Source organism: Streptomyces sp. NPDC003327 (assembly GCF_053589515.1).
Genome location: NZ_JBSFSA010000010.1, coordinates 74,176 through 97,291, shown reverse-complemented (window position 1 = coordinate 97,291; position 23,116 = coordinate 74,176). Strand labels below are relative to the sequence as shown.

General features: G+C 73.7%; 22 protein-coding genes and 7 tRNA genes. 16 read left to right on the top strand and 13 right to left on the bottom strand.

Going from position 1 to position 23,116, the window contains the following annotated elements; genetic code table 11:
• The first annotated feature begins 347 nt into the window (after nucleotides 1–347).
• The 3 genes from ACWDVG_RS12170 to ACWDVG_RS12160 all read left to right on the top strand — a co-directional run bounded on the left by ACWDVG_RS12170 (nucleotide 348) and on the right by ACWDVG_RS12160 (nucleotide 2,141).
• On the top strand, nucleotides 348–515 hold the full coding sequence (locus tag ACWDVG_RS12170; RefSeq protein WP_451698731.1) for a hypothetical protein: 168 nt from the start codon (nucleotides 348–350) through the stop codon (nucleotides 513–515).
• Nucleotides 516–803: 288 nt separating this feature from the next.
• Nucleotides 804–1,781 carry a phosphotransferase family protein gene (locus ACWDVG_RS12165; protein ID WP_451698885.1) on the top strand — a complete coding sequence of 326 codons (978 nt, stop codon included), beginning with the start codon at nucleotides 804–806 and terminating at the stop codon, nucleotides 1,779–1,781.
• Between the two features lie 78 nt (nucleotides 1,782–1,859).
• A complete protein-coding gene (locus tag ACWDVG_RS12160; RefSeq protein ID WP_451698729.1) occupies nucleotides 1,860–2,141 on the top strand; it encodes a TFIIB-type zinc ribbon-containing protein in 282 nt (93 codons plus the stop codon).
• Nucleotides 2,142–2,261: 120 nt separating this feature from the next.
• Here the strand turns inward: ACWDVG_RS12160 and ACWDVG_RS12155 are convergent.
• The 5 genes from ACWDVG_RS12155 to ACWDVG_RS12135 all read right to left on the bottom strand — a co-directional run bounded on the left by ACWDVG_RS12155 (nucleotide 2,262) and on the right by ACWDVG_RS12135 (nucleotide 2,727).
• A tRNA-Val gene (locus tag ACWDVG_RS12155) sits at nucleotides 2,262–2,333 on the bottom strand.
• A 29-nt stretch (nucleotides 2,334–2,362) separates the two neighbouring features.
• Nucleotides 2,363–2,434, bottom strand: a tRNA-Val gene (locus ACWDVG_RS12150).
• A gap of 34 nt (nucleotides 2,435–2,468) precedes the next feature.
• A tRNA-Val gene (locus ACWDVG_RS12145) sits at nucleotides 2,469–2,540 on the bottom strand.
• Between the two features lies 1 nt (nucleotide 2,541).
• Nucleotides 2,542–2,615: transfer RNA gene (locus ACWDVG_RS12140), tRNA-Cys, on the bottom strand.
• 39 nt (nucleotides 2,616–2,654) lie between these two features.
• Nucleotides 2,655–2,727 (bottom strand) — tRNA-Gly (locus ACWDVG_RS12135).
• Between the two features lie 279 nt (nucleotides 2,728–3,006).
• Here ACWDVG_RS12135 and ACWDVG_RS12130 point away from each other — a divergent pair.
• The 3 genes from ACWDVG_RS12130 (at nucleotide 3,007) to ACWDVG_RS12120 (ending at nucleotide 5,817) form a co-directional block, all read left to right on the top strand.
• Nucleotides 3,007–4,074 (top strand): chorismate-binding protein, encoded by a 1,068-nt coding sequence (locus tag ACWDVG_RS12130; protein WP_451698727.1) that lies wholly within the window; start codon nucleotides 3,007–3,009, stop codon nucleotides 4,072–4,074.
• Nucleotides 4,071–4,901, top strand: a complete 831-nt coding sequence (locus tag ACWDVG_RS12125) for an aminotransferase class IV (protein WP_451698725.1) — start codon at nucleotides 4,071–4,073, stop codon at nucleotides 4,899–4,901. The genes ACWDVG_RS12130 and ACWDVG_RS12125 overlap by 4 nt, the downstream gene beginning before the upstream one ends.
• A 76-nt stretch (nucleotides 4,902–4,977) precedes the next feature.
• Complete coding sequence (locus ACWDVG_RS12120; protein ID WP_451698723.1) at nucleotides 4,978–5,817, top strand: GNAT family N-acetyltransferase; 840 nt, start codon at nucleotides 4,978–4,980, stop codon at nucleotides 5,815–5,817.
• Nucleotides 5,818–5,907: 90 nt separating this feature from the next.
• Here ACWDVG_RS12120 and ACWDVG_RS12115 read toward each other — a convergent pair whose 3' ends face one another.
• On the bottom strand, nucleotides 5,908–6,423 hold the full coding sequence (locus tag ACWDVG_RS12115; RefSeq protein ID WP_451698721.1) for a DsbA family protein: 516 nt from the start codon (nucleotides 6,421–6,423) through the stop codon (nucleotides 5,908–5,910).
• 168 nt (nucleotides 6,424–6,591) lie between these two features.
• Between ACWDVG_RS12115 and ACWDVG_RS12110 the strand changes: the two genes are divergently transcribed.
• Both ACWDVG_RS12110 and ACWDVG_RS12105 read left to right on the top strand, forming a co-directional pair.
• Nucleotides 6,592–7,008 (top strand): hypothetical protein, encoded by a 417-nt coding sequence (locus ACWDVG_RS12110; RefSeq protein ID WP_451698719.1) that lies wholly within the window; start codon nucleotides 6,592–6,594, stop codon nucleotides 7,006–7,008.
• Nucleotides 7,009–7,119: 111 nt separating this feature from the next.
• Nucleotides 7,120–7,332 (top strand): hypothetical protein, encoded by a 213-nt coding sequence (locus tag ACWDVG_RS12105; RefSeq protein ID WP_451698717.1) that lies wholly within the window; start codon nucleotides 7,120–7,122, stop codon nucleotides 7,330–7,332.
• 15 nt (nucleotides 7,333–7,347) lie between these two features.
• Here the strand turns inward: ACWDVG_RS12105 and ACWDVG_RS12100 are convergent, their stop codons facing one another.
• Nucleotides 7,348–7,905, bottom strand: coding sequence for a CGNR zinc finger domain-containing protein (locus ACWDVG_RS12100; RefSeq protein WP_451698716.1), 558 nt, complete (start codon nucleotides 7,903–7,905; stop codon nucleotides 7,348–7,350).
• A gap of 190 nt (nucleotides 7,906–8,095) precedes the next feature.
• A complete protein-coding gene (locus tag ACWDVG_RS12095; protein WP_015032345.1) occupies nucleotides 8,096–8,509 on the bottom strand; it encodes an SsgA family sporulation/cell division regulator in 414 nt (137 codons plus the stop codon).
• A 190-nt stretch (nucleotides 8,510–8,699) separates the two neighbouring features.
• Between ACWDVG_RS12095 and ACWDVG_RS12090 the strand changes: the two genes are divergently transcribed.
• Nucleotides 8,700–9,122 carry a TIGR02611 family protein gene (locus ACWDVG_RS12090; RefSeq protein WP_451698714.1) on the top strand — a complete coding sequence of 141 codons (423 nt, stop codon included), beginning with the start codon at nucleotides 8,700–8,702 and terminating at the stop codon, nucleotides 9,120–9,122.
• A gap of 54 nt (nucleotides 9,123–9,176) precedes the next feature.
• Nucleotides 9,177–9,251: transfer RNA gene (locus tag ACWDVG_RS12085), tRNA-Val, on the top strand.
• Between the two features lie 77 nt (nucleotides 9,252–9,328).
• On the opposite strand, the gene ACWDVG_RS12080 is transcribed toward ACWDVG_RS12085, so the two are convergent.
• Nucleotides 9,329–11,875, bottom strand: a complete 2,547-nt coding sequence (locus ACWDVG_RS12080; protein ID WP_451698712.1) for an SCO7613 C-terminal domain-containing membrane protein — start codon at nucleotides 11,873–11,875, stop codon at nucleotides 9,329–9,331.
• Nucleotides 11,876–11,958: 83 nt separating this feature from the next.
• On the opposite strand from ACWDVG_RS12080, the gene ACWDVG_RS12075 reads away from it, so the two are divergent.
• Entirely contained in the window at nucleotides 11,959–12,405 is a 447-nt protein-coding gene (locus ACWDVG_RS12075; protein ID WP_451698710.1) for an SRPBCC family protein, read from the top strand.
• Nucleotides 12,406–12,444: 39 nt separating this feature from the next.
• Nucleotides 12,445–12,516, top strand: a tRNA-Val gene (locus ACWDVG_RS12070).
• A 74-nt stretch (nucleotides 12,517–12,590) separates the two neighbouring features.
• On the opposite strand, the gene ACWDVG_RS12065 is transcribed toward ACWDVG_RS12070, so the two are convergent.
• Entirely contained in the window at nucleotides 12,591–13,319 is a 729-nt protein-coding gene (locus tag ACWDVG_RS12065) for an exonuclease domain-containing protein (RefSeq protein ID WP_451698708.1), read from the bottom strand.
• A gap of 119 nt (nucleotides 13,320–13,438) precedes the next feature.
• On the opposite strand from ACWDVG_RS12065, the gene ACWDVG_RS12060 reads away from it, so the two are divergent.
• From ACWDVG_RS12060 to thrS, 3 genes are all read left to right on the top strand, one after another.
• Nucleotides 13,439–14,005, top strand: a complete 567-nt coding sequence (locus tag ACWDVG_RS12060; RefSeq protein ID WP_451698706.1) for a DUF4365 domain-containing protein — start codon at nucleotides 13,439–13,441, stop codon at nucleotides 14,003–14,005.
• Entirely contained in the window at nucleotides 14,005–15,342 is a 1,338-nt protein-coding gene (locus ACWDVG_RS12055; protein ID WP_451698704.1) for a hypothetical protein, read from the top strand. The genes ACWDVG_RS12060 and ACWDVG_RS12055 overlap by 1 nt, the downstream gene beginning before the upstream one ends.
• 203 nt (nucleotides 15,343–15,545) lie before the next feature.
• On the top strand, nucleotides 15,546–17,522 hold the full coding sequence (gene thrS, locus ACWDVG_RS12050) for a threonine--tRNA ligase (RefSeq protein ID WP_451698702.1): 1,977 nt from the start codon (nucleotides 15,546–15,548) through the stop codon (nucleotides 17,520–17,522).
• Nucleotides 17,523–17,538: 16 nt separating this feature from the next.
• Here the strand turns inward: thrS and ACWDVG_RS12045 are convergent, their stop codons facing one another.
• On the bottom strand, nucleotides 17,539–18,228 hold the full coding sequence (locus tag ACWDVG_RS12045; protein ID WP_451698700.1) for a potassium channel family protein: 690 nt from the start codon (nucleotides 18,226–18,228) through the stop codon (nucleotides 17,539–17,541).
• Between the two features lie 65 nt (nucleotides 18,229–18,293).
• Here ACWDVG_RS12045 and ACWDVG_RS12040 point away from each other — a divergent pair, with 65 nt between their 5' ends.
• Nucleotides 18,294–18,857 carry an HIT family protein gene (locus ACWDVG_RS12040; protein WP_451698698.1) on the top strand — a complete coding sequence of 188 codons (564 nt, stop codon included), beginning with the start codon at nucleotides 18,294–18,296 and terminating at the stop codon, nucleotides 18,855–18,857.
• Between the two features lie 81 nt (nucleotides 18,858–18,938).
• Here ACWDVG_RS12040 and ACWDVG_RS12035 read toward each other — a convergent pair whose 3' ends face one another.
• Complete coding sequence (locus ACWDVG_RS12035) at nucleotides 18,939–20,597, bottom strand: hypothetical protein (protein ID WP_451698696.1); 1,659 nt, start codon at nucleotides 20,595–20,597, stop codon at nucleotides 18,939–18,941.
• 193 nt (nucleotides 20,598–20,790) lie between these two features.
• Entirely contained in the window at nucleotides 20,791–22,998 is a 2,208-nt protein-coding gene (locus tag ACWDVG_RS12030; protein WP_451698695.1) for an elongation factor G-like protein EF-G2, read from the bottom strand.
• Nucleotides 22,999–23,116: the final 118 nt, after the last annotated feature.

Genomic DNA, 23,116 nt, shown 5'->3' with positions numbered 1-23,116 from the left:
ATTGACGTCGTGTCGAAGAGGAGGGTCCGCGTCCCCCGGACGCCCCGGCCGACGGTGCCGCCGCACCCCGTGCGGCAGGGGGCGGGCCGACGTGAGCGAGGTCACCCCGCGCCGTCCCGGAGCCCCGGCGATCCCCTCCGGGAAGACCCCCAGACGGCGGCCGCCGTCTCCACCCAGGGGAGTACTCCGGAGGGGGGCGCGTCATCCTCCCGGAGGCCCGGAAGTCGGTACGCGGGCATGACGTCCCGGCGCCCCGCGCTCCCTAGTGTTGATGTCGAGCGGCGGGTGCAGCACTCGTCCCCCGAGGTCACGCACCCGCCGCGCCAGAACACGACAGGAGAGGAACCATGGCGTACACGGCACCGCGGTCGACCGCCCGTCCCTCGGGACACCGGCACCCCCTGGTGGCGACCGCCATGGTCCTCCCTCTCGCGGCCCTGCTCGTCGTCGTCTTCGGCGGCTGGGATGCAGTGGTCACACAGGCGTCGTCCGTGGGCGTGATGCTGGGGCGCTGAACGGCGCCCCGGACCCGGGAGAGCGGCCCGGGTCGGGGACATCCGGCCAACAGCCCCGTGGGGACGGGGGTGCGGCGGACGGCAACGCGAGGCCGGTCAGCTGGGGAGCTGACCGGCTCTCGCGCTTTCCGCCGACGGCCCGCGTACGCTCCCCCCGTGGACCCCGCCGCCCCGCCCCCGCCTCCGTCCCCGGCCCAGCAGCCGCTCCCCGCCGCGCCCGCGCCCGCCACGAGGCCGGTGACGCAGTCCGCGTCCCCCGCCCGGCTCCCGGCGTCGTCGACGGACCCCGTGACCGAGCGGCTCGCCGCCTTCGCGCGGGACGCCGCCCACGGCGTCGGCGGCCGCACCCGCTGCGCGTGCGGGCACCTGGGGGTCCTGGCGGACCGCGCGGACGGGACCGTCGTACGCCACGGGGCGCTCGTCGCCAAGGCCCACGCCCCAGGCACCGATCCGGAGGCGCACCGCGCCCGGCTGGCGCTCGCCGCCCACCCGGCGGTCGCCGGAGTGTTCCTGCCGCCGCTGCCGCTCCCCGTACCCGCCGCCCGCGCCGGAACGCGGGACGACGGAGGGCCCGTCGGCGCGGAAGTCGACGGCCGCCCGGTGACCGTCTGGCCGTACGGGCCGCCCGTCGACCCCGAGGATCCGAACGTCGCACCCTGGGAGGAGGCGGCCCGGCTCCTCGCCCTGCTCCACCGCACCCCGCCCCCGGCCGCGCTCGCGCCCCGGCTTCCCGCCATGCGCGCCCCGCTCAAGGTCGCCCTCGCCGTCGCCCGGATGCGGGCGACGGCCCCCGACCACGCGGCCGCCGCCACCGTCCTGCGCGCCTGGAGGACCGTGCCCGCCGACGCCGACGCCGAGGCCGGGGCCGACTTCGGGGCCACCGTCCCCGGCTTCCTCTGTCACGGCGACTTCCACCTCGGCCAGCTCGTCCGCGACGCCCGGCACCCGGTCGACCGCCCCTGGCGCCTGATCGACATCGACGACCTCGGCATCGGCGACCCGGCCTGGGACCTGGCCCGCCCCGCCGCCTGGTTCGCCGCCGGTCTGCTGCCCCCGGACGTCTGGGCGCGCTTCCTCGGCGCGTACGAGGCGGCCGGCGGCCCGGCCGTCGGCCCCGACCCGTGGTCCCGACTCGACCTGCCCGCGCGCGCCTTGACCGTGCAGACCGCCGCCCTGGCCCTCGCCAAGTCCAGGGTGGAGGACCGGCCCCTCGACGAGGTCGAGCAGGTGATGATCGACACCTGCGCCCGCATCGCCGGGGATTGAACCGCTCCCGTCCCTTTCCGCGTCCCCGTAGGGTGAAGCGACCATCCGACCGGCGACCGTCAGGGAGTTGAGCCGAGCATGCAGTGTCCCAAGTGCCATGCGGCCATGCACACGTACAACCGCAACGGGATCCAGATCGAGCAGTGCAGCGGCTGCCGCGGGATCTTCCTCGACTACGGCGAGCTGGAGGCCCTTACCCGGCTGGAGTCCCAGTGGGCCCAGCAGGCCCCGCCCGCCCCGCCGGCCTACCCGGCGCAGCCCGCCCCCGCCGCCCCCGCCTGGGGTGCCCCGCACCACGGTGGCCACCACGGCGGTCACTACCGCCAGCGCGGCTTCGGCCGGATGCTCTTCTCCTCCTGAGCCGCACCGGAAGGCCGACGCCGTCGTCCGGGCGGCGCCGGCCTCCCGGCCGTCGGCAGGGGCGGGCACGACGAAGAAGCCCCCGGCCGCGAGCTGCGGCCGGGGGCTTCTTCCATGGGGTGCGCGATACTGGGATTGAACCAGTGACCTCTTCCGTGTCAGGGAAGCGCTCTCCCGCTGAGCTAATCGCGCGGGCGCACCCGAGGGTACGTGGTGCTGCGTGCGCGATACTGGGATTGAACCAGTGACCTCTTCCGTGTCAGGGAAGCGCTCTCCCGCTGAGCTAATCGCGCGGGGGACCCGAAGATCCAGGACCCGAAGGTCCAGTGGACGATACTGGGATTGAACCAGTGACCTCTTCCGTGTCAGGGAAGCGCTCTCCCGCTGAGCTAATCGTCCTTGGAGGTGGAGACGGGATTTGAACCCGTGTAGACGGCTTTGCAGGCCGTTGCCTCGCCTCTCGGCCACTCCACCAGGAGTGAATACAGGGGTTCGGGAAGATCCCCCACATCGAGCGGACGACGAGATTCGAACTCGCGACCCTCACCTTGGCAAGGTGATGCTCTACCAACTGAGCCACGTCCGCTTGTCGTTTCCGTTTCGCTTGCGCGTCCCGGCGACGTGTTGAACTCTAGCGGATTCCTGGGCCAGTACAAAAACGCGTTTCCGCAGCGTGCTGACCTGCGCACCGAGCCGGGCGCCCGGGCGCGCCCCGCCGTCGGTGCGACGGGAGGTTCGCGCGGCGTTCACTCGCCGTGTTCCCGGGGTCGCGGCGCGCCCCCGCCGCGCGCCTCCCCTCGGACCCGCACCCGGCCCTCCAGCCGCGGCCCCCGCGCCCCGCCGCCGCCCGACCTAGACTCGAGCCGTGCACGACCTTGCTCCCCTGGCCCGCTTCGGCGGCCTCGTCGCGACCGACCTCCGGGACGTCACCCACGACCCCGAGGCGCTCGACTCCTCCGGCTTCTGGGCCGTCTGCGCGGACTTCGAGGGCCGCCTCACCTGCGCCCGCTTCGGCGACGTGCGCCGCGACCCGGTGCCCGCGCCCGTCCCCGGTGCCTGGACCGGCCCCCGGGCCGGTCACTGGACGTCCTCGCTCGACCGCGCCGCGTACGTCGCGGGCGTCCGGCGCGTGCGCGAGCACATCGCGCGCGGCGAGGTCTACCAGGCGAACCTCTGCCGGGTCCTCAGCGCGCCGCTGCCCGACCCGGCCAGCGCCGACGTCGACGCCCTGACCGCGCTGCTCGCCCGCGGCAACCCGGCCCCCTATGCCGGAACGATCCGGCTCCCCGCGCACGGCGTGGAGATCGCCACCGCGTCCCCCGAGCTGTACCTGCGCCGCGAGGGCGCGCTCATCTCCTCCGGCCCCATCAAGGGCACCGGCCGGACCGCCGCCGACCTCCTCCCCAAGGACCACGCCGAGAACGTGATGATCGTCGACCTGGTCCGCAACGACCTGGGGCGCGTCAGCGAGACCGGCTCCGTCGCCGTGCCCGCCCTCTGCGCCGTCGAGGAGCACCCCGGCCTCGTCCACCTCGTCTCCACCGTCACCGGCCGCCTCGCCGAAGGCGCGGGCTGGCCCGAGCTGCTCGCCGCCACCTTCCCGCCCGGCTCCGTCACCGGCGCGCCCAAGTCCAGCGCCCTGCGGATCATCGAGGCCCTGGAGACCGCGCCCCGCGGCCCGTACTGCGGAGGCATCGGCTGGGTCGACGCCGACGCGCGCACCGCGGAGCTCGCCGTCGGCATACGCACCTTCTGGATCGACCGGCCGGAGGGCGTCCTGCGCTTCGGAACCGGGGCCGGCATCACCTGGGGCTCCGACCCGGAGCGCGAATGGGAGGAGACCGAGCTGAAGGCCGCCCGGCTGGTCGCGATAGCGTCGGGCGGCTACGAGTCAGGCGCCTACGAGGCGAGCGGAAAGGCCATCTCTCGATGAAACTCTGGGTCAACGGCGGACTGCGCGACGCGGAGACCGCCCTGGTCTCCGTCCTGGACCACGGACTGACCGTCGGCGACGGCATCTTCGAGACCGTCAAGGCCGAGCGTGGTGAAACGTTTGCTCTCACGCTCCACCTGGAGCGCCTCACCCGCTCCGCGCGCGGTCTCGGCCTCCCCGACCCCGACCTCGACGAGGTCCGCCGCGCCTGCGCCGCCGTCCTGGAGGCCAACCCGACGGAGCTCGGCCGCCTCCGCATCACGTACACCGGCGGGCTCTCGCCGCTCGGCTCCGAGCGCGGCGACTCCGGCCCCAGCCTCGTCGTCGCCCTGGGCGGGACCGCCCGGCGCCCGGACTCCACCGCCGTGATCACCGTCCCCTGGACCAGGAACGAGCGCGGCGCCCTGACCGGGCTAAAGACCACCTCGTACGCCGAGAACGTCGTCGCCCTCGCGAAGGCGCGCGAACAGGGCGCCAGCGAGGCGCTGTTCGGCAACACCGTGGGACGGCTCTGCGAGGGCACCGGCTCCAACGTCTTCGTCGTCCTCGACGGCCGGATCCACACCCCGCCCGTCTCCTCCGGCTGCCTCGCGGGCATCACCCGCGCCCTCGCCGTCGAGTGGACCGGCGCCGTGGAGACCGATCTGCCGATGGACGTCCTGGAGAGCGCCGAGGAGATCTTCCTGACCTCGACCCTCCGCGACGTCCAGGCCGTCCACCGGGTCGACGGCCGCGTCCTCACCCCGGCCCCCGGGCCCGTCACGGCCAAGGCCATGCGGATCTTCGACGAGCGCGCCGCCGCGGACCGGGACCCGCGCCTCGGCTGACCGCGCCCCGCTCCACGGCGCGCGGAGCCGGAAAAAGGTGATGACGGCGGGCCGCGGGGTGGGTAGAACACCGGTGATGACCACCACCCTGCGGCCGGCCGGGCCGCTTCAGCAGACGCCCGACGGCGGCCGTGCCCGCACCTACGACGTGTGCGTCAACAGCCGCCGCGTCGGCAGCGTCCACCTCAGGACCGACCAGGGCTTCGGCGCCGCCTCCGGCGTGATCGAGGCCCTGCGGGTCGACGAGCCGGACCGGCGCAGGGGACGGGGCACGGTGGCGGCGCTCGCCGCCGAGGAGGTGCTGCGCTCCTGGGGCTGCGCCGAGGCGCAGATCTCGGTGCCCGCCGACGCGGAGGCGGCGCTGCGGATGGCCGACGCGCTCGGCTACACCGAGCGCAGCCGGAACATGGTCAGGGAGCTGCCCGCCGAACCGCCGGCGCTGCCGGAGGGCGTCGAGGTGCGGCCGATGACGGTCCCGGAGTTCGACGCGTGGTCCGCGCGCGCCAAGGCGGGCTTCGCGCAGAGCTGGATCGACCGCGGCGTCCCCGAGGAGCAGGCGCGGGCCAAGGCCGAGGACAGTCATCGCAGGCATCTCCCGCGGGGTCTCGAGACGCCCGGCGTCGCCGTCCACGTGGTCGTGCGCGAGGGCCGCCCCGTCGGCGTCCTGTGGACCGGCCGGATCGAGCTGGAGCCGGGGGAGTGGACGGCGTTCGTGTACGAGGTGGAGGTCGACGAGGACCAGCGCGGCCGGGGATACGGCCGGGCGCTGATGCTGCTGGCCGAGCGCGTCGCCCTCGCCGCCGGCGAGACCCGGATCGGCCTGCACGTCTTCGCGGGCAACACCCCGGCGCTCCGGCTCTACGCGTCGCTCGGCTACCGCACGACGTACGTCAACAGCGCCAAGCCGCTGCTGTGACGGCGCCCGGCCGCGCGCGGGCGGGCGCGCGGGCGTCCGCCCTTGCCGTGCGCGCCGGCGTCCGCCCTTGCCGTGCGCGCGGTCGTCGGCTCAGCCGTTGAGGAGCCGGTCCGCGATCGACTCGACGCGTTCCCGCAGGCCGTCCTGGCTCTGGCCGCCGTCCAGACGCTCGCCGCCGATGACGTACGTCGGCGTGCCGGTCACCTTGACGGCCTTGCCCTCGGCCTCGTCCGCGTCGACCGTCAGCAGGTGCCGGCCGTCGATCAGGGCGGTGTCGAACTCCTCGGCGTCCAGGCCGAGTTCCCTCGCCACGTCGAGCAGGACCGGCTCGCCCCGCTCGCCGAGTTCCTCCGTGCGGGCCAGCAGCGCCTCCACGTACGCCCAGCCCTTGCCCTGATCGGTCGCCTCCTCGGCGGCCTGGGCGGCGGCGTACGCGTGCTTGTGCTTCGCCAGGGGGAAGTGGCGCAGCTGGACGTCGAGCCGGTCGCCGTACTTCTCGCGCAGGGCGCGGACGTCGTCGAGCGCCCGGAAGCAGTCGGGGCACTGGAGGTCGAACCAGGCCTCCAGGACGACGGGGGAGGCGGGTGCGGTGGTGGTGTCGCTCATGGGAGCAGTCTCCCAGCAGGCCCGGGGGTGCCCCAACCGGGACCTGGGGAGGAGATCCCGGCGGGGACGACCCGGAGATCTCCCTGAGACGGGGCTCGGGGCATGGCCCCGGACGGGCGGGGCGGTGCAGGATGGAAGGGACGTATCGCCCGCGATCAGGAGGACCGCATGCTTGCCGAGACCGTTTGCTCCGCGGTGGCCGCGGCCGGCCTGGGCGTCGCCGCGATCACGGCGTACCGGAAGCGCTTCCTCTCCGCGGCGCGGATCGCGGCCTACTCCCTGGTGCCCCTGGGGCTCGTCATGACGGGTGCCGTTGCCTGGATCGTCGACACGGCGTTCAGTCCGGTCGCCTGGGCGGGCTTCGGCGTGCTGGGCCTGGCGTGGATCCTGTTCGGCACGACCCGGGCGGTGGAGCGCCGCAGGGGCGGACGGAAGGAGACGGGCGGGAGAGCGGAGCGGGCGGCCGTCGCGCCGACCGCCTCGGCGCCCTCGCGCGGCGTCGTGTCCACGCCCCCGTCGGGGGCCGCGGCGGGCGGTGACGACTTCAGCGACATCGAGGCGATTCTGAAGAAGCACGGAATCTGACCACTTCTGGCCGATCCCGTCGCCACGATCCACGGGAAGGGGTGAACTGCCCCCGCGGCGAGGTGTTTTGCGGGATCACCGGGGTGCGCGGTGCGCGATCATCCCCCCGAGATGCTGGATACCTCGCGGGACCCCGTCCCCGCCCCCACCGATGCCCCTGCCGACCTTGAGCGCGACGTCGAGTGCGACGTCGAGTTCGCCCTCGTCGCCGAGGAGCCGCGCGGCTGTCTGTTCGCGCTCTCCCAGCCACCGCTGATGATCTTCCTCGCGGTGATCGGCTGTCTGCTGCTCCTGTCGGCCGTGCACGATCTCTTCTTCCTGTGACGGCCGCTCCCGGCGTCAGCCGGCGGCCTCCTTGCGCCGCGCCCGGTAGGCGGCCACGTGCAGCCGGTTGCCGCAGGTGCGGCTGTCGCAGTAGCGGCGCGAGCGGTTGCGGGAGAGGTCGACGAAGGCGCGGCCGCAGTCGGGCGCCTCGCAGCGCCGCAGCCGCTCCTGCTCGCCCGCGACGACGATGAAGGCCAGTGCCATCCCGCAGTCGGCCGCCAGGTGGTCCGCCACGGAGGCGCCCGGCGCGAAGTAGTGCACGTGCCAGTCGTAGCCGTCGTGGTCCGTGAGCTGGGGGGTGGTGCCCGCGGCCGCCACCAGCTGGTTGATCAGGGGGGCCGCGATCCGGGCCTCGGGGGCGGTGAAGACCGCCGCGAACTTCTCGCGCACCTCGCGGACGGCCCGCAGGTCGTCCGGGCCGAGCTCACCGACGTCGCTGACCTTGTGCGCGCGCACGAAGACGCGCAGCGCGTCGATGTCCGCGAGTTCGTCCTCGCGGTCGCCCTGCGGGGCGGTGTTCATCAGATCGACGACGGTGTCGAGGGCGATCCGGGTGTCGTGGGGGATCAGCACGATTCGCTCCCTGGCCGGCCGCGGGCGGGTGCTCGCGGAATGGCGCTGACTTTAGCGCGCCCGGAAAAGCACACCGGCGCCCGTCACCGCGCAGGCTGCGCGGCGGGGGCGCCGGATGTCGTGCCTATGTGACTGTCCGCGCGGCGCCGTCTCCCCGAGTCGGACGGCGCCGTGCGGCTCTCGGCCTGGCTCAGCTGTCGGCCAGGATGTGGGAGAGCTCCGTGTCGAGGTCGAAGTGCCGGTGCTCGGTGCCCGGTGGCACAGCGGCGTCGGTCCGCTTCAGGAACGACTCCAGGGCCCGCGCCGGGGCCTCGAGCAGGGCTTCGCCCTCGGGGGAACTCAACGCGATGCAGACGACTCCCTGACCGTGACTGCGGGACGGCCAGACGCGGACGTCGCCCGTGCCGGTGGGCCGGTGCAGCCCCTCGGCGAGAAGGTCGCGGGCGAAGACCCACTCGACCGTCTCCTCGGCTCCGGTGTGGAAGGTGGCGTGCACGGCATACGGATCGGCCGTGTCATACCGCAGGCCCGCGGGTACAGGCAGTGAGGACTCGCTCGACACAACGAGGCGCAGGTGCAGCTCGCAGCTGACCGTGGTGTTCATAAGCGCCAGGGCCTTTCGCTCAGTGTGCGCTCGGGGATTCGCACGTCGGCGAAATCGACATGCCACCCCAGGTGGCGTTGTAAACCCCTCTGTCGGTTTTGTGAGTGTTCAGGTAGCTCGTACGGGCGTGTGTAACTTTCGGTAATACCGCCATTCGAGGAGGAGGGCCGCGTCCGGTAAGTTGGAGTGCATGAATGCGGAGAGTGACGAGCACACGGGGGATTCCGCGGACGGCCGCGAGGCCGAGCTGGGATCGCGTGCACCTGAGTTCATCAAGTCCCGCCGGACCCTCCATCTGAGCTGGCAGGTCGGCGTCTTCGTCGTGGGGCTCGCCGTGGTCGGCGCGGGCGTGGTGATGCTGCCCCTGCCCGGACCCGGCTGGCTGGTCATCTTCGCCGGCATGGCGATCTGGGCCACCGAGTTCGTCTGGGCCCAGCTCGTGCTGCGCTGGACCAAGCGGAAGGTGACCGAGGCGGCGCAGCGGGCGCTCGACCCCAAGGTCCGCCGCCGCAACATCATCCTCACCACCGTCGGTCTGGTGATCATCGCCGTCCTGCTCGGCTTCTACCTGTGGAAGTTCGGCTTCGTCATGCCGTGGAAGATCGAACAGTGACCGGCTGATGGTTCGGTAGCCCCGCTGACATGCGGTAATGTTTGCGGTGCGCCCGGGCGATTAGCTCAGTGGGAGAGCGCTTCGTTCACACCGAAGAGGTCACTGGTTCGAACCCAGTATCGCCCACCACCCGGACCGAAGGCCCGGAGACGTCACCGTCTCCGGGCCTTCGGCGTTCCCCCGGCTCCACGCCGACGTGCCGGTGTTCAGTGCATCCGGCCGAGCCGCTCGCGCAGCCTCCGCGCGTCCCGCAGCCGCTGCTCGTACGTCGCTCCCGTCGCCAGCAGGACCAGGCCGGCCAGCGCGGGCGGCAGCCACCGTGGCAGTGCGCCCACCGCCTGCACCACGTACGGCGCCAGCTCGTGCAGCCCCACCAGGGCCAGCGCCGCACCGCCCAGCACCAGCGGCGCCTGCAGCCGGAACCGCGCACCGAGCAGCGTCACCCCCAGCGCCGCCACCCCGAGCAGCAGCGGTCGGGTCCACTCCTGGTCCGGCCAGGCCGCGGCGAGGCTCGGCACCAGCGTCGCCGCGAGACCCGGGCCGTACGCCGTCCACGACGAGGCCGCCGGGTCGCGCCGCCGCCGCAGGAACCCGACGACCAGCGCGGGCACCGTCACCGGCAGCGCGTACGCCTCCGGGACCGTCACCTCCCAGGCCGCGAGCCGCACCCACAGGGCCGGCAGGAACAGCGCCGCCGCCGTCCAGGAGGCGAAGACCCGCCGCTCCGGACGCAGTGCCGTCGCCGCCGCGATCACCCCGCCGAGCGCCAGCGCCAGCGACAGGTGCGGGGCCGAGGCGGCGGCCGGAGCCAGGGCGAGCAGCCCCACGGCCGCGCCCGTGACCTCCACCGCGAGCGCCACCGGGCGGGCCTTCGCGCCCACCGCGGCCGTCGCCGCCGGGACCAGGAGCAGGGCCAGACCCGTGTGGTGCTCCGCCAGGCCGACCGTCTCCGCCGCCGCGAGGACGAGCCCCGCCGCCACCAGCACGGCGCCGCAGGCGGCGACGGTACGGCGCCCGCCCCGGTCCATGACCGCGACGGCGACACACAGCGCCAGCACCACCCCGAGCGCCACGAACGTGGCCCCGCGCGCGTCCAGCCCCCGGGCGAGCGCGCCCGCCGCCGAGGCGAGGCCCCCGGCGAAGGCGGTCCAGGCCAGCACCGCCCCGGCGTCCGGCGCGACCCGCCGCGGCCCCGGGCCCACCGGCCCCCAACCGGCCGATGGCGCCTTCGCGGCGGGCCGCGCCCCCGCACCGGCACCGGCTGGCTCCGGCACCCCACGGGTCAGCGGACCGGGCCGGACGGCCAGCGCCAGCCCCGCCGTCGCCGTCAGGAGCTGGAGCGCGAGCGTCACCGCGTACGGCAGGCCCGGCGAGACCGGTACGGCGGTGAGGACCGCCCAGCCGAGCACGAGCGCGCCGCAGCGGGCCCACAGCCGCGGCGCCGTCGCCAGCGCGGCGCCCACCACGAGCAGGACCACCACGGCGGTCGCCGGATACGACGCCAGGACGCTCTGCGCGTGCTCCCCCGACCAGACCGGCGCGGTCCGCGCGAGCGGCTCGAGGAGCCCCGCCGCCACGGGCGGCAGTGCCCACGCCACGCCCAGGGCGAGCACCCCCGCGCCCGAGCCCGCCAGACCGAGCCGGACACCCCGCGGCAGCCACGCGCCGACTCCGGACCCGCCCCCGTCGGCCGGAGCCGCGTCCGCCCCACCGGACCCCGGAGCCGCCGCCGCCCTAACCGCGTCCGCCCCGCCGCTTGCCGGGCGCCACAGCGCCGCCAGGGCCAGGCCGCACCCCACGTACCCCGGCACCGCCCACTGCGCCGGAACCCCCGACCGCACCAGACCGCCCAGCGCGGCCACCGCGGCGACACCCGCCACCGCCCCGGCCGCCCCCGCCACCGCGGGCCCGCTCCGCGCCACGTACAGCAGCGCCACCGCGCCCACCAGGAGCAGGGCCGCGCCGCTCCACGGCGCCGTCAGGGAGAGCCAGCCGCCCGTGAGGAGCGCCCAGGCGCCCAGCGCCACGCCCCCGACGGCCGCGGTCACCCGCACCGCCACCGGGCGCGCCCGCAGCACGAGCGCCGCGTCCGCCGCCGCCGTCACCAGCGCCACCCACGCGAAGGCCGTCGGACCCCCACCGGCCGCGAGCACAGCCAGCGGCAGCGGAAGCTGCCCCGCGACCACGGCCGCCGGCAGCGGGATCCGCAGCCGGGACAGCGCCGAGCCGTATCCGGCCCAGACCCCCGCGAGCACGGCCGACGCCACCGCCGCGTACCCGAGACCGTCCGCCCCCGGCAGCGCCACCCGGTGCACTGCGTACGCGTCCAGTACGGTGAGCGCCAGTCCCAGCGCCGCCACCGCCTCGGCCGTCGACACCAGGCCCCTGCGCAGCAGCGCCACCGGCGCCCCGAGGGCCGCCGAGGTCACCACGAACAGCACCGCCGCCCGGCCGCCGATCCCCATCGAGCCCCAGCTCACGAGGGTGAAGGCGATCGCCGCGATCGTCAGCAGCGTCCCGCCGAGCGTCAGCAGCACGTTCTGCGCGCTCCGCGGCGCCGCGTCCGCCACCGGACCGGCCGGCCACGGCCCGGCCGCCGCCGGGGAACCCGCGGGGCCCGGGGCGACGGGGGAGTGCAGCACCTGGAGCAGCCAGGCCCGCCGGGTCAGCAACTGGGACCGGCGGGCGTCGAGTCGAGCCAGCTCGCGGTCGACGAGCACCAGCTCGTCCGCGGGTGGCAGGGAGTTGTCCATACCCGGAGTGTGGCTCCGGCCACATGGCCCGGGAATGCGTCGACGTACTCAGATCGGCGCCTGAGTACGCCCACACTGGGGGCATGGACTGGTACCGGTACCGCTTCCGCAGCGTCTGGCGGCTCCCCGCCCCGCCCGACGACGTCTACGCCGTGCTCGCACGCCCCGAGGAGTACCCCCGCTGGTGGCCCCAGGTCCGCGAGGTCGTCCCCCACGACGACACCACCGGCACCGCCCGGTTCCGCTCCTTCCTGCCGTACGACCTCGTCCTCACCGTCCGCGCCCTGCGCCAGGACGCCGAAGCCCGCGTCCTGGAGGTGGGCCTCGACGGGGACCTGGAGGGCTGGGCCCGCTGGACGCTCGCCGCCGACGGCCCCGGCACCCGCGCCGTCTACGAGCAGGAGGTCGAGGTGCGGGCCCGCCTCATGCGGGCCTTCGCCGTCCCCGGCCGGCCCCTGTTCCGCGCCAACCACGCCGTGATGATGCGGGGTGGCCGCCGCGGGCTCGCCGCCCGCCTGCGAGCGGTTTGAACAAGGGGCGCCGAGCCCTGTATGGTTCAACCCGTTCCCGGGCGATTAGCTCAGCGGGAGAGCACTTCGTTCACACCGAAGGGGTCACTGGTTCGATCCCAGTATCGCCCACCGGGAGAGGCCGGTCCGTCGAAAGACGGGCCGGCCTTCCGCATGTCCGCACCCCTCGCGACGCCCGGCACCGCTCACGCGGCCGTACGCAGCTCCGGGCGCAGCGGCCAGGCCGGATCCACCAGCTCCGGCGTGCCCTGCCGGGCGAACCAGGCTTGAAGGCCCCGCGCCTGAGCCGCGTGCCACACGGCCTGGAGCGTGTGCAGCTCCGCCGGCGTCAGCCGCTCCAGCCGCGCCGAGAAGCGCCGCGCCACCGCCCGCACGACCTCCAGGGCCGCCGTCGCGTCCGCCGCCGCGTCGTGCGCCGCGCCCAACTCCACCTCGTAGTGCGCGCACAGGTCCGTCAGCGTCCGGCGGCCCTTGCGGTACCGGTCCAGATGCTTGTCCAGCACCCGGGGATCGAGCACGCACAGCGGCGAGCTCTCCAGATACCGGCCGAGCGAGGACGCCCTGTGCCGGCGCAGCTCGCGGTCGAGGATCGTCAGGTCGAACGGTGCGTTCATCACCACCAACGGCCGCCCCGCCGCGATCTGTTCGGCGAGCGCCCGCGCCACCTCCTCCATCACCGGAGCCGGCCACCGGCCGTTCCGCTGGAGGTGATCGTTCGTCAGCCCGTGGACGGCCGTGGCCCCTTCCGGCACCGGTATGCCGGGGTTGACCAGCCAGCGCGTCACCCGCGGGCGCGCTCCCGCCGTGTCCTGCACGACGAGGGCGGCCGAGACGATCCGGTCCTCCTCGACGTCAACTCCCGTGGTCTCCGTGTCGAAAGCGGCCAGTGGCCCTTCGTACCAGTGCGTCGTCATCCCGAACTCCTCGCGCACGTGCGGCAGATGGCCAACCCCCTGCCCGAACCGGTGATACCCGGACTGTTTGCGGCGTACGCGGACCGGTCACAACAGAAGGGACGGGGAAGGAAATCGACATGGCGCTCGCCCAGCCCGAGTCGGGAGGGCTGCCGCCGCAGCGGGCAGCACCGACACGCGGCTCACTCGCCACCACCGCCTGCATGGAGACCCTGCAGGTGGGCTACCTGCACGCCGTCGCCGCGGCGGCGGGCTGCTCGCTCTCGCAGCCCTTTCCGGACAACGGCATCGACTGGCACGTGAGCCACAGCGCTCCCGGACACACCATCGACGACGAAGTGACCATCAAGGTGCAGCTCAAGTGCACCTACCAGATCGCGCCGCACCCGCCCGGGAACACGTTCTCCTTCACCCTCGACAACGAGCACCTGGTGAAACTCGCCCGGACCCCCGTGTCCGTGCACAAGATCCTGGTCGTGATGCTCGTCCCGCGGGCCCCGGAGGACTGGCTCAGGGCGAGCCACGACCGGCTCGACCTGCGGCACTGCTGCTACTGGACCAACCTGGCCGGACACCCGGTCACGGGACGCCGCCGGACCACCGTGCGCATCCCGACGACACGGATCTTCGACGACCGGGCGCTCTGCGAGATCATGACCCGGGTCGGCGTGGGAGGGAGACCTTGATGCACCGACCGATCGACGACCCGGGATCCGGGGCGCGGGACGGGGAGGGGACCGGACACGGGCCCTTCCCCGTCCCGCCGCCGTACCGCCCCCACCCGTCCCCCGGCGAGAGCCCCGGACCGTGGACCGGGATCCCCGGCCCGCCCACCGGCCCCTGGGCCGACGCCCAGGGCACGCCCGACCCCGGCCGGGTCGACCCGCGCGTCCTCGGCGCCCTCCTGGCCCGCCACGGCTGGCGCCGCCGCGGCGGGGCGGCCGGCCGCTACAGCCGGTGGACCCCGCCGGGCAGCGGCACCGGAAGCGGCACCACCAGCCTCCTCGTACCGGAGAGCCGCGCCTTCCCCGACTGCGAGGACCTGCTCGGCGAGGCGCTCACCGCCCTCGCCCGCAGCGCCACGCCCTCCGCCCGCGAGGTCCTCACCGGCCTCACCGTCCCCAGCGACGAGATCCGCTGGTGGCGCGACGTGCCGCCCGGCCCCGCCGGCACCGTCCCCTGGCCCGTGCAGGAGCAGCTCAGGTCCGCCGCCCGGCAGCTCCTCCTCGCCGGCGCCCTCGCCGTGCGCGGCCGCGCCGGCTACTACGGCGCCCGCCACCGCCGCGCCGCCCAGGCCTCCCTGGAGACGGTCGTCGTCGGCGCGGCACCCGGCGGGCGCGGACTCACCGCCTTCCTGCCCGTCACACCGGGCCGTCCCGTCGCCGTCCGCCTCTACCACGCGCTCCACGCGGCCCGCGAGGCCACCGACTACCAGCGGACCACCGGCGGCATGGAGGCCTTCGACTCCGCCGTCGCCGCCGGGGTCAGCCGCGAACTCCTCGAAGCGCTCGTCGCCCTGGTCCGCGGCACCGAAGGCGCGAGGATCGCCCTCGCGTGGGCTCCCTCCGCCGGGCCGCCCGACGGCTGCGCCCCCCGCCCCGAGCCCGTCGAGTTCTCGCCCGGTGACCTGCCCGCCCTGCGCGCGGCGGGCGCCCGCTACCTCACCGACGAGCCCTCCGTGCCCGTACGGATCACCGGCGCCGTCGTCCGCATGCGCCGCTCCGAGCCGCGCGGCAGCGGCACCGTGCGGCTCCGGGTGCTCGCCGGGGCGGAGGTCCCGCACGTCCGCGTCACCCTCGACGACGAGGCCTACCGCGTCGCCGGCCACGCCCACCTGGCCGGCCTGCCGATCCGGGTCGTCGGCCGCCTGGAGAGCAGGGGCGGCTTCCGGCGCCTGACCGACGCCACCGGAGTCGTACCGGTACGGGTGGACGACGCCGAGCGGGACCGCCTGCTGAAGGCGGTGCACGGGAACGCCGGAGAGATCGACCTCTTCGAGGAGGGCCCCGAGGGCGACGCCTGAAACCGAAGCCGGTGACGGGGACGGCCTGGGGAAGCCGGAGCCGGTGACGGGGACGGCCCGGGAGGGAGGCGCCCGCCGCAAACCGTTTCGCGGTCGGACCGCTCCGCTCGGTACGATCAACGGCGACGCGGCACCTCGTCTCTGCCGCGCACCGCCGGCGCCGGCACGTCGTTTCTGTCTGCGCCCTGATGTATGGAGCAGCAGTGTCTGATGTCCGTGTGACCGTCCAGTCCGCCTCGGGAGCAGAGGAGAGGGCGGTGAGCGCGGGCACCACCGCCGGCGCCCTGTTCGCCGACGACCGCACCGTCATCGCCGCCCGCGTGGGCGGCGAGCTGAAGGACCTGTCGTACGAACTCGCCGAGGGCGATGTCGTCGAAGGCGTGGAGATCTCCTCCGAGGACGGCCTGAACATCCTGCGCCACTCGACCGCGCACGTCATGGCGCAGGCCGTGCAGGAACTCTTCCCCGAGGCCAAGCTGGGCATCGGCCCGCCGGTCCGCGACGGCTTCTACTACGACTTCGACGTCGAGAAGCCGTTCACCCCCGAGGATCTCAAGGCCGTCGAGAAGAAGATGCAGGAGATCCAGAAGCGCGGCCAGCGCTTCGCCCGCCGCGTGGTGACCGACGAGGCCGCCCGCGAGGAGCTCGCCGACGAGCCGTACAAGCTGGAGCTCATCGGCATCAAGGGCGCGGCCTCGACCGACGACGGCGCGAACGTCGAGGTGGGCGGCGGCGAGCTGACCATCTACGACAATCTCGACGCCAAGACCGGCGAGCTGTGCTGGAAGGACCTCTGCCGCGGTCCCCACCTGCCCACCACCCGGAACATCCCGGCGTTCAAGCTCATGCGCAACGCCGCCGCCTACTGGCGCGGCAGCGAGAAGAACCCGATGCTCCAGCGCATCTACGGCACCGCGTGGCCGTCGAAGGAGGAGCTGAAGGCCCACCTCGACTTCCTCGCGGAGGCCGAGAAGCGCGATCACCGCAAGCTCGGCAACGAGCTCGACCTCTTCTCCGTCCCGGACGAGATCGGCTCCGGCCTCGCCGTCTTCCACCCCAAGGGCGGCATCATCCGCCGGGTCATGGAGGACTATTCGCGCAAGCGGCACGAGGAGGAGGGCTACGAGTTCGTCTACTCGCCGCACGCCACCAAGGGCAAGCTCTTCGAGAAGTCCGGCCACCTCGACTGGTACGCCGAGGGCATGTACCCGCCCATGCAGCTCGACGAGGGCGTGGACTACTACCTCAAGCCCATGAACTGCCCGATGCACAACCTGATCTTCGACGCGCGCGGGCGCTCCTACCGCGAGCTGCCGCTGCGCCTGTTCGAGTTCGGCACCGTGTACCGGTACGAGAAGTCCGGCGTCGTGCACGGCCTGACCCGCGCCCGTGGCTTCACCCAGGACGACGCGCACATCTACTGCACCCGCGAGCAGATGGCGGACGAGCTCGACAAGACCCTCACCTTCGTCCTGAACCTGCTCCGCGACTACGGTCTGACCGACTTCTACCTGGAGCTGTCGACCAAGGACCCGGAGAAGTTCGTCGGCTCCGACGAGGTGTGGGAGGAGGCCACCGCGGTCCTCCAGCAGGTCGCGGAGAAGCAGGGCCTCCCGCTGACCCCCGACCCGGGCGGCGCCGCGTTCTACGGCCCGAAGATCTCGGTGCAGGCGCGGGACGCCATCGGCCGTACCTGGCAGATGTCGACCGTCCAGCTCGACTTCAACCTGCCGGAGCGCTTCGACCTGGAGTACACCGCCCCGGACGGCACCAAGCAGCGCCCGGTCATGATCCACCGCGCGCTCTTCGGCTCGATCGAGCGGTTCTTCGCCGTGCTCCTGGAGCACTACGCGGGTGCCATGCCGCCGTGGCTGGCCCCGGTCCAGGCGGTCGGCATCCCGATCGGCGACGCGCACGTGGAGTACCTGCAGGAGTTCGCCGCCGAGGCGAAGAAGAAGGGCCTGCGGGTCGACGTGGACGCGTCCTCCGACCGGATGCAGAAGAAGATCAGGAACCAGCAGCGCCAGAAGGTGCCGTTCATGATCATCGTGGGCGACGACGACATGGCGGCCGGCACCGTCTCCTTCCGCTACCGCGACGGTTCGCAGGAGAACGGCGTCCCGCGGGACGAGGCCATCGCCAAGCTCGTCGACGTGGTGGAGCGGCGCGTCCAGGTCTGAGGGCCGTAGGACACGATCACGAGGCCCCCGGGGAATCCCCCGGGGGCCTCTTCTCGTCCTCCCGCGTGAACGCCTGGATCAGCCAGGACGAGAACGAACCCGTCACCGCGCCCAGCAGCGCGAGGCCGCAGGCCATCAGGCCCACCGCGGTCAGGCGGCCGATCGGGGTCACCGGGGTCACGTCGCCGTAGCCGACCGTCGCCAGCGTGGCGCAGGTCCACCAGACCGCGTCGCCGAAGGTGCGGATGGAGGCGCCGGGGGCGCCCGCCTCGTGGTGGTAGACCGTGAGCGCGCCCGCGAAGCCCAGCAGGCCCACCGTCAGGCCCGCGTAGACCATCACCCGGGCGTAGAGCGAGAGCCGCGGCTCGTCCCGGCGGCGCTGGATCCGGTCGTAGATCGTCACCATCCGGACCGGGCGCAGCAGCGGCAGGAGCAGGACCACCGTGTCGAGGAGGTGGCCGCGCAGGAAGCGGAGCGGGCCGAGGCCGCTGAGCCGGAGCCGTACCGCGTAGTCGACGCCGAAGAGGGCCCAGGAGGCGTACAGCACCGCCGAGCACAGGTCGAGCCAGCCCGCGCCGAGGTTCCCGCCCGCCAGGACGCGGACCGCGTACGCGGTGAGGAAGGCCGCCGACGCCACGGCGAGCGGGGTCTCCATGCGGCGGTCCCAGCGTTCCTGCCGGTGGGGTTTCGGGGGCCTGGCGCTCATCGGATCAGCATCGCCGCTGCGGGGATCTTCCGCCCCGGCGACACGTTCCGAACGGGCGAAGCAATATGCTGCATCGCATGACGACTGAGCCGGAGCAGCAGATCGGAGTGGGGACGCAGGACGCGTTCCAGCGCCTGTGGACGCCTCACCGGATGGCGTACATCCAGGGCGAGAACAAGCCGACCGGGCCCGGGGCCGAGGACGGCTGCCCGTTCTGCTCGATTCCGTCGAAGTCGGACGAGGACGGCCTCGTGATCGCGCGCGGCCAGAGCGTCTACGCGGTGCTCAACCTCTACCCGTACAACGGGGGGCACCTGATGGTCGTCCCCTACCGGCACGTCGCCGACTACACGGACCTCGACGCCCCGGAGACCGTGGAGCTGGCCGACTTCACCAAGCGGGCGATGGTGGCCCTGCGGGCGGCCTCCGGCGCGCACGGCTTCAACATCGGCATGAACCAGGGCGCCGTCGCGGGCGCCGGGATCGCCGCCCACCTGCACCAGCACGTGGTGCCCCGCTGGGGCGGGGACACCAACTTCATGCCGGTCGTCGGTCACACGAAGGTGCTGCCGCAGCTCCTCGCCGACACGCGGAAGATGCTGGCCGACGCCTGGCCGGCCGGCATCTGACCCTACGGCCGGACCCGGGCCCTCCGTGCGGGTCCGGGTCCCCCGACGGGTCCGGGTCCCCGGCTCTCGTCCCGGCCGACGTCACGCGTCGTAGGCGTCGGCCCTCTTCGGTGCCGGTTCCTGCACGTTCCCGCTGAGGACGAGCGAGCGGTTGCTGAAGCGCTCCGTGTCCACGTTGTGCTCGTCGAGGACCTTGATCGTCGCCGCGTGGACCGCACGGAGCACCGGCGTCGCCATGCGGATCGCGTCGTCGGCCATGAAGCGGTTCTTCCAGAGGGGTCCGGCCCACACGTGCCGCAGGCCGAAGGGCTCGGGCAGGACCATCTTGCCGCCGAGGAAGTCCAGGACCGGCGGGTACCAGGTCAGCGGGGCCCGCACCGCGAGGCGGACGACCTCGTCGGTCTCCATCAGCGACTGCTGGATCTCCTTCGTCTCCCAGAAGCGGACGGCCTTCGAGACCTCCTTGGTCTTCGCCTTCGGCTTCGTGGTGAAGAGCCCGTGGACCGGACCGAGGGCGTGCCCGGTCACCTCGATCCTGAGCGTGTGGTGGAGCGAGGTGACGGTGACCATCATCGTCAGGACGAGGTTGCCGTCCCAGAGGGCGAACTGCACGCCGAGGTAGTGGCGGTTGCCCGCGCCGAACTGCTGCTCGTTGCAGATGCGCTGTATCTCGTGCGGCTTGACCTGGAAGTGGACGATGTTGTCGCCCTCGGGGCGGGCCACCTCGTCGGCCCCCTCCCCGACGGGGGAGACGATCCAGTGCTTCACCGTCGGCTTCGGGAAGCCGGTCTTGAGCGAGCCGCGCTCCAGCAGCGTGAGCTGCTCGTGGATCTTGCGCACGACGTCCCAGGCGCGGAAGGCGTGGATCTCCCGGCCCGGCTGCGGGACCAGCTCCTCGGCGAGCGTCCAGCTGCCCCAGCGGGTGCCGAGGCCCAGGATGCCCTTGGTGCCCGCGTAGAAGACGATGTTGGACTGCTGCTCGGCGGAGAGCTTCTCCAGGTTCACCCGCAGCTCCTCCGCCCCCTTCTCGGTGGGGTCGCGGGGAGCGGACTTGGGGACGTACGGCGCGACCCCGCCGCCGCTGAGCAGGCCGGTCCACCGGTCCCGCAGGTCCACCGCGGCGCGCTCGCAGATCCGGCGCGCCAGGAACCAGCCGACGACCGGGGCCACCACCATGACCCGCAGGTAGATGGTCAGCAGCCCGTCGAAGGGAAGCTTGACCAGGACGAGCGCGGCGAAGATCCCGGCGGCCCACAGCAGGCCGGTGCCCAGCGCGCTGGTCCGTTTGTTGTCCGAGCCCGCGAGGATGCGGCGGAGCTGGATGACGCCGAGCCACAACAGCAGCCCGGGCAGGAAGAGGACACCGCAGACGAACGTGACGACCGTGAGCTTGGTGTCGCGCTGTCTGCGGATGTGGGTGGCCGCGAGGCAGTGCTCGACGACCGGCTGCGGCTCGGCGCCGAACGACTGGATGAGCGCCTTGCGGCCGCCGCCGAGCATCCGCACCTGGACGGCCCGGGAGAACGCCTCGCCGAGGTCGGGGCGGAAGAGCTTCTCCCACTTCCCGGGCTTGAGCGTGGTCTTGTACAGGTCGTTGTCGGCTTCCTGAATGGTCTTCAGGGGGCTGTCCCGGTACGCGGCAGAGGCGAGGGCGTTGGTCGCCCCCGTCCGCCCGTCCGAGCCCATCAGGGGGACCTGTGCCCCGGGTCCGAAACCGTCGATCGCCACTGCCGCCCCCATCGCCGCGCGTACTTGTGCGGGTGTTCCCAACTGCCGCGCCCCGCACACCTTCTGAGCTGGGCACCACAGCGTAACCGGGTACCGGCGGATGCGTCACCGCCTGTGGATATCGTCGGCCGAATGCCGCCCGCCCGGTGGCGTTACGGACGGACGGCGTACGCATGCGGCGCGTTCGGCGAGGCAGGCCGCTCGACTAGGCGGCCTTTCCGGCCTGTTCGCGCATCCGGTCGGCCACCTGCGACGGCATCGGCTCGTGCCGGGCGTACGCACGGTCGAACCGGCCCGTGCCGTGCGACAGGGACCGCAGGTCGATCGCGTACCGCCCGATCTCGATCTCCGGCACCTCGGCGCGCACCACCGTCCGCCCGGCCCCCGCCTGTTCGGTGCCGACGACCCGGCCGCGCCGCCCCGACAGGTCGCTCATCACCGGGCCGACGTACTCGTCCGGCACCAGGACCTGGACCTCCGCCACCGGTTCCAGGAGGTGGACGGGCGCCCCGGCGGCCGCCTCGCGCAGCGCGAGCGCGCCCGCCGTCTGGAAGGCGGCGTCGGAGGAGTCCACCGAGTGGGCCTTGCCGTCCCGGAGGGTGACCCGGATGTCGACCAGCGGATAGCCGGCGGCGACGCCCCGCGCCGCCTGGGCCCGTACGCCCTTCTCGACGGAGAGGACGAACGGGCGCGGCACCGCCCCGCCCACCACCTTGTCGACGAACTCGATGCCGCTCCCCGGCGGCAGCGGCTCCACGTCGATCTCGCAGATGGCGTACTGCCCGTGGCCGCCGGACTGCTTCACGTGGCGCCCGCGCCCCGCCGCGGAGGCGCCGAAGGTCTCGCGCAGCGGCACCTTGTACGGCACGGAGTCGACGCGCACGCCGTACCGGCCGCGCAGCCGCTCGAGGACGACGTCCTGGTGCGCCTCGCCCAGGCACCACAGGACGACCTGCCGGGTGTCCTGGTTCTGTTCGAGGCGCATGGTCGGGTCCTCGGCGACGAGCCGGGCGAGGCCCTGGGAGAGGCGGTCCTCGTCGGCCTTGCTGTGCGCCTCGACGGCGAGCGGCAGCAGCGGCTCCGGCATGGACCAGGGCTCCATGAGGAGCGGGTCGTCCTTGGCGGAGAGCGTGTCGCCGGTCTCGGCCCGGCCGAGCTTCGCCACGCACGCGAGGTCACCGGCGATGCAGTGGGGCAGCGGGTGCTGCTGCTTGCCGAAGGGGGAGGTGAGGCCGCCGACGCGTTCGTCGACGTCGTGGTCCTCGTGCCCGCGGTCGGCGAGCCCGTGGCCGGAGACGTGGACCGTCTGGTCGGGGCGCAGGGTGCCGGAGAAGACCCGGACCAGCGAGATCCGGCCGACATAGGGGTCGGCGGCGGTCTTGACGACCTCGGCGACGAGCGGGCCGTCCGGGTCGCAGGTGATCGGGGGCCGGGGCGTGCCGTCGGGCGTGGTGACGGCCGGCGGCTCGTGCTCCAGCGGGGAGGGGAAGCCGCCGGTGATCAGCTCCAGGAGTTCGAGCGTCCCGAGGCCCTGGGTGCCGCCGTCGGCGGCCGGGGCGGCGGCGAGCACCGGATGGAAGGCGCCCCGCGCGACGGCCTTCTCCAGGTCGTCGACGAGGGTCCGGACGTCGATCTCCTCGCCGCCGAGGTAGCGGTCCATCAGGGTCTCGTCCTCGCTCTCGGCGATGATCCCCTCGATGAGCCTGCTCCGGGCCTCGGCGATCACCGCCCGCTGTTCCTCGTCGGGCGGCAGCTCCCGGCGGGCGCCGCTCGCGTAGTCGAAGATCCGCTCCGAGAGCAGTCCGACGAGGCCGGTGGCGGGTGCGTGCCCGTCGGCGCCCTCGTCGCCGCGCACCGGCAGGTAGAGGGGGAGGACGGCGTCGGGGTCGTCGTGCCCGAAGAGACCGGCGCAGACGGCGGTGAGCTCGGTGAAGTCGGTGCGGGCCGTGTTGAGGTGGGTGACGACGATGGCGCGGGGCATGCCGACGGCCGCGCACTCCTCCCAGATCATGCGGGTGGAGGCGGCGATCGCGTCGGCCTCCTGGGCGGCCGAGACGACGAAGAGGGCCGCGTCCGCCGCGCGCAGACCGGCCCTCAGCTCCCCGACGAAGTCGGCGTACCCGGGTGTGTCCAGGAGGTTGATCTTGAACCCGTTCCAGCCGACCGGCACGAGCGAGAGCTGTACGGAACGCTGCTGGCGGTGCTCGATCTCGTCGTAGTCGGAGACCGTGCCGCCGTCCTCGACGCGCCCGGCCCGGTTGACCGCTCCGGCGGCCTGCGCGAGCGCCTCCACGAGGGTCGTCTTGCCCGATCCGCTGTGGCCGACCAGCACCACGTTCCGCACGGCCGAGGGCCGGTCGGCCGTCAGAGCCCTGCCGGCGGCTCCGGAGGGGGTGTTCGCCTTGTCGCCCATGGTGTTCCTCCCGGCTGCGCGACGCGCGGTGGGCGCGAGGCGCGGTGAGGTGGGGCGCGGGCGCGGGGGAGTGGCGTGTCGCGGTGCGGCTCCTGCGGTGCCCGCGGTGGTCCTTCGA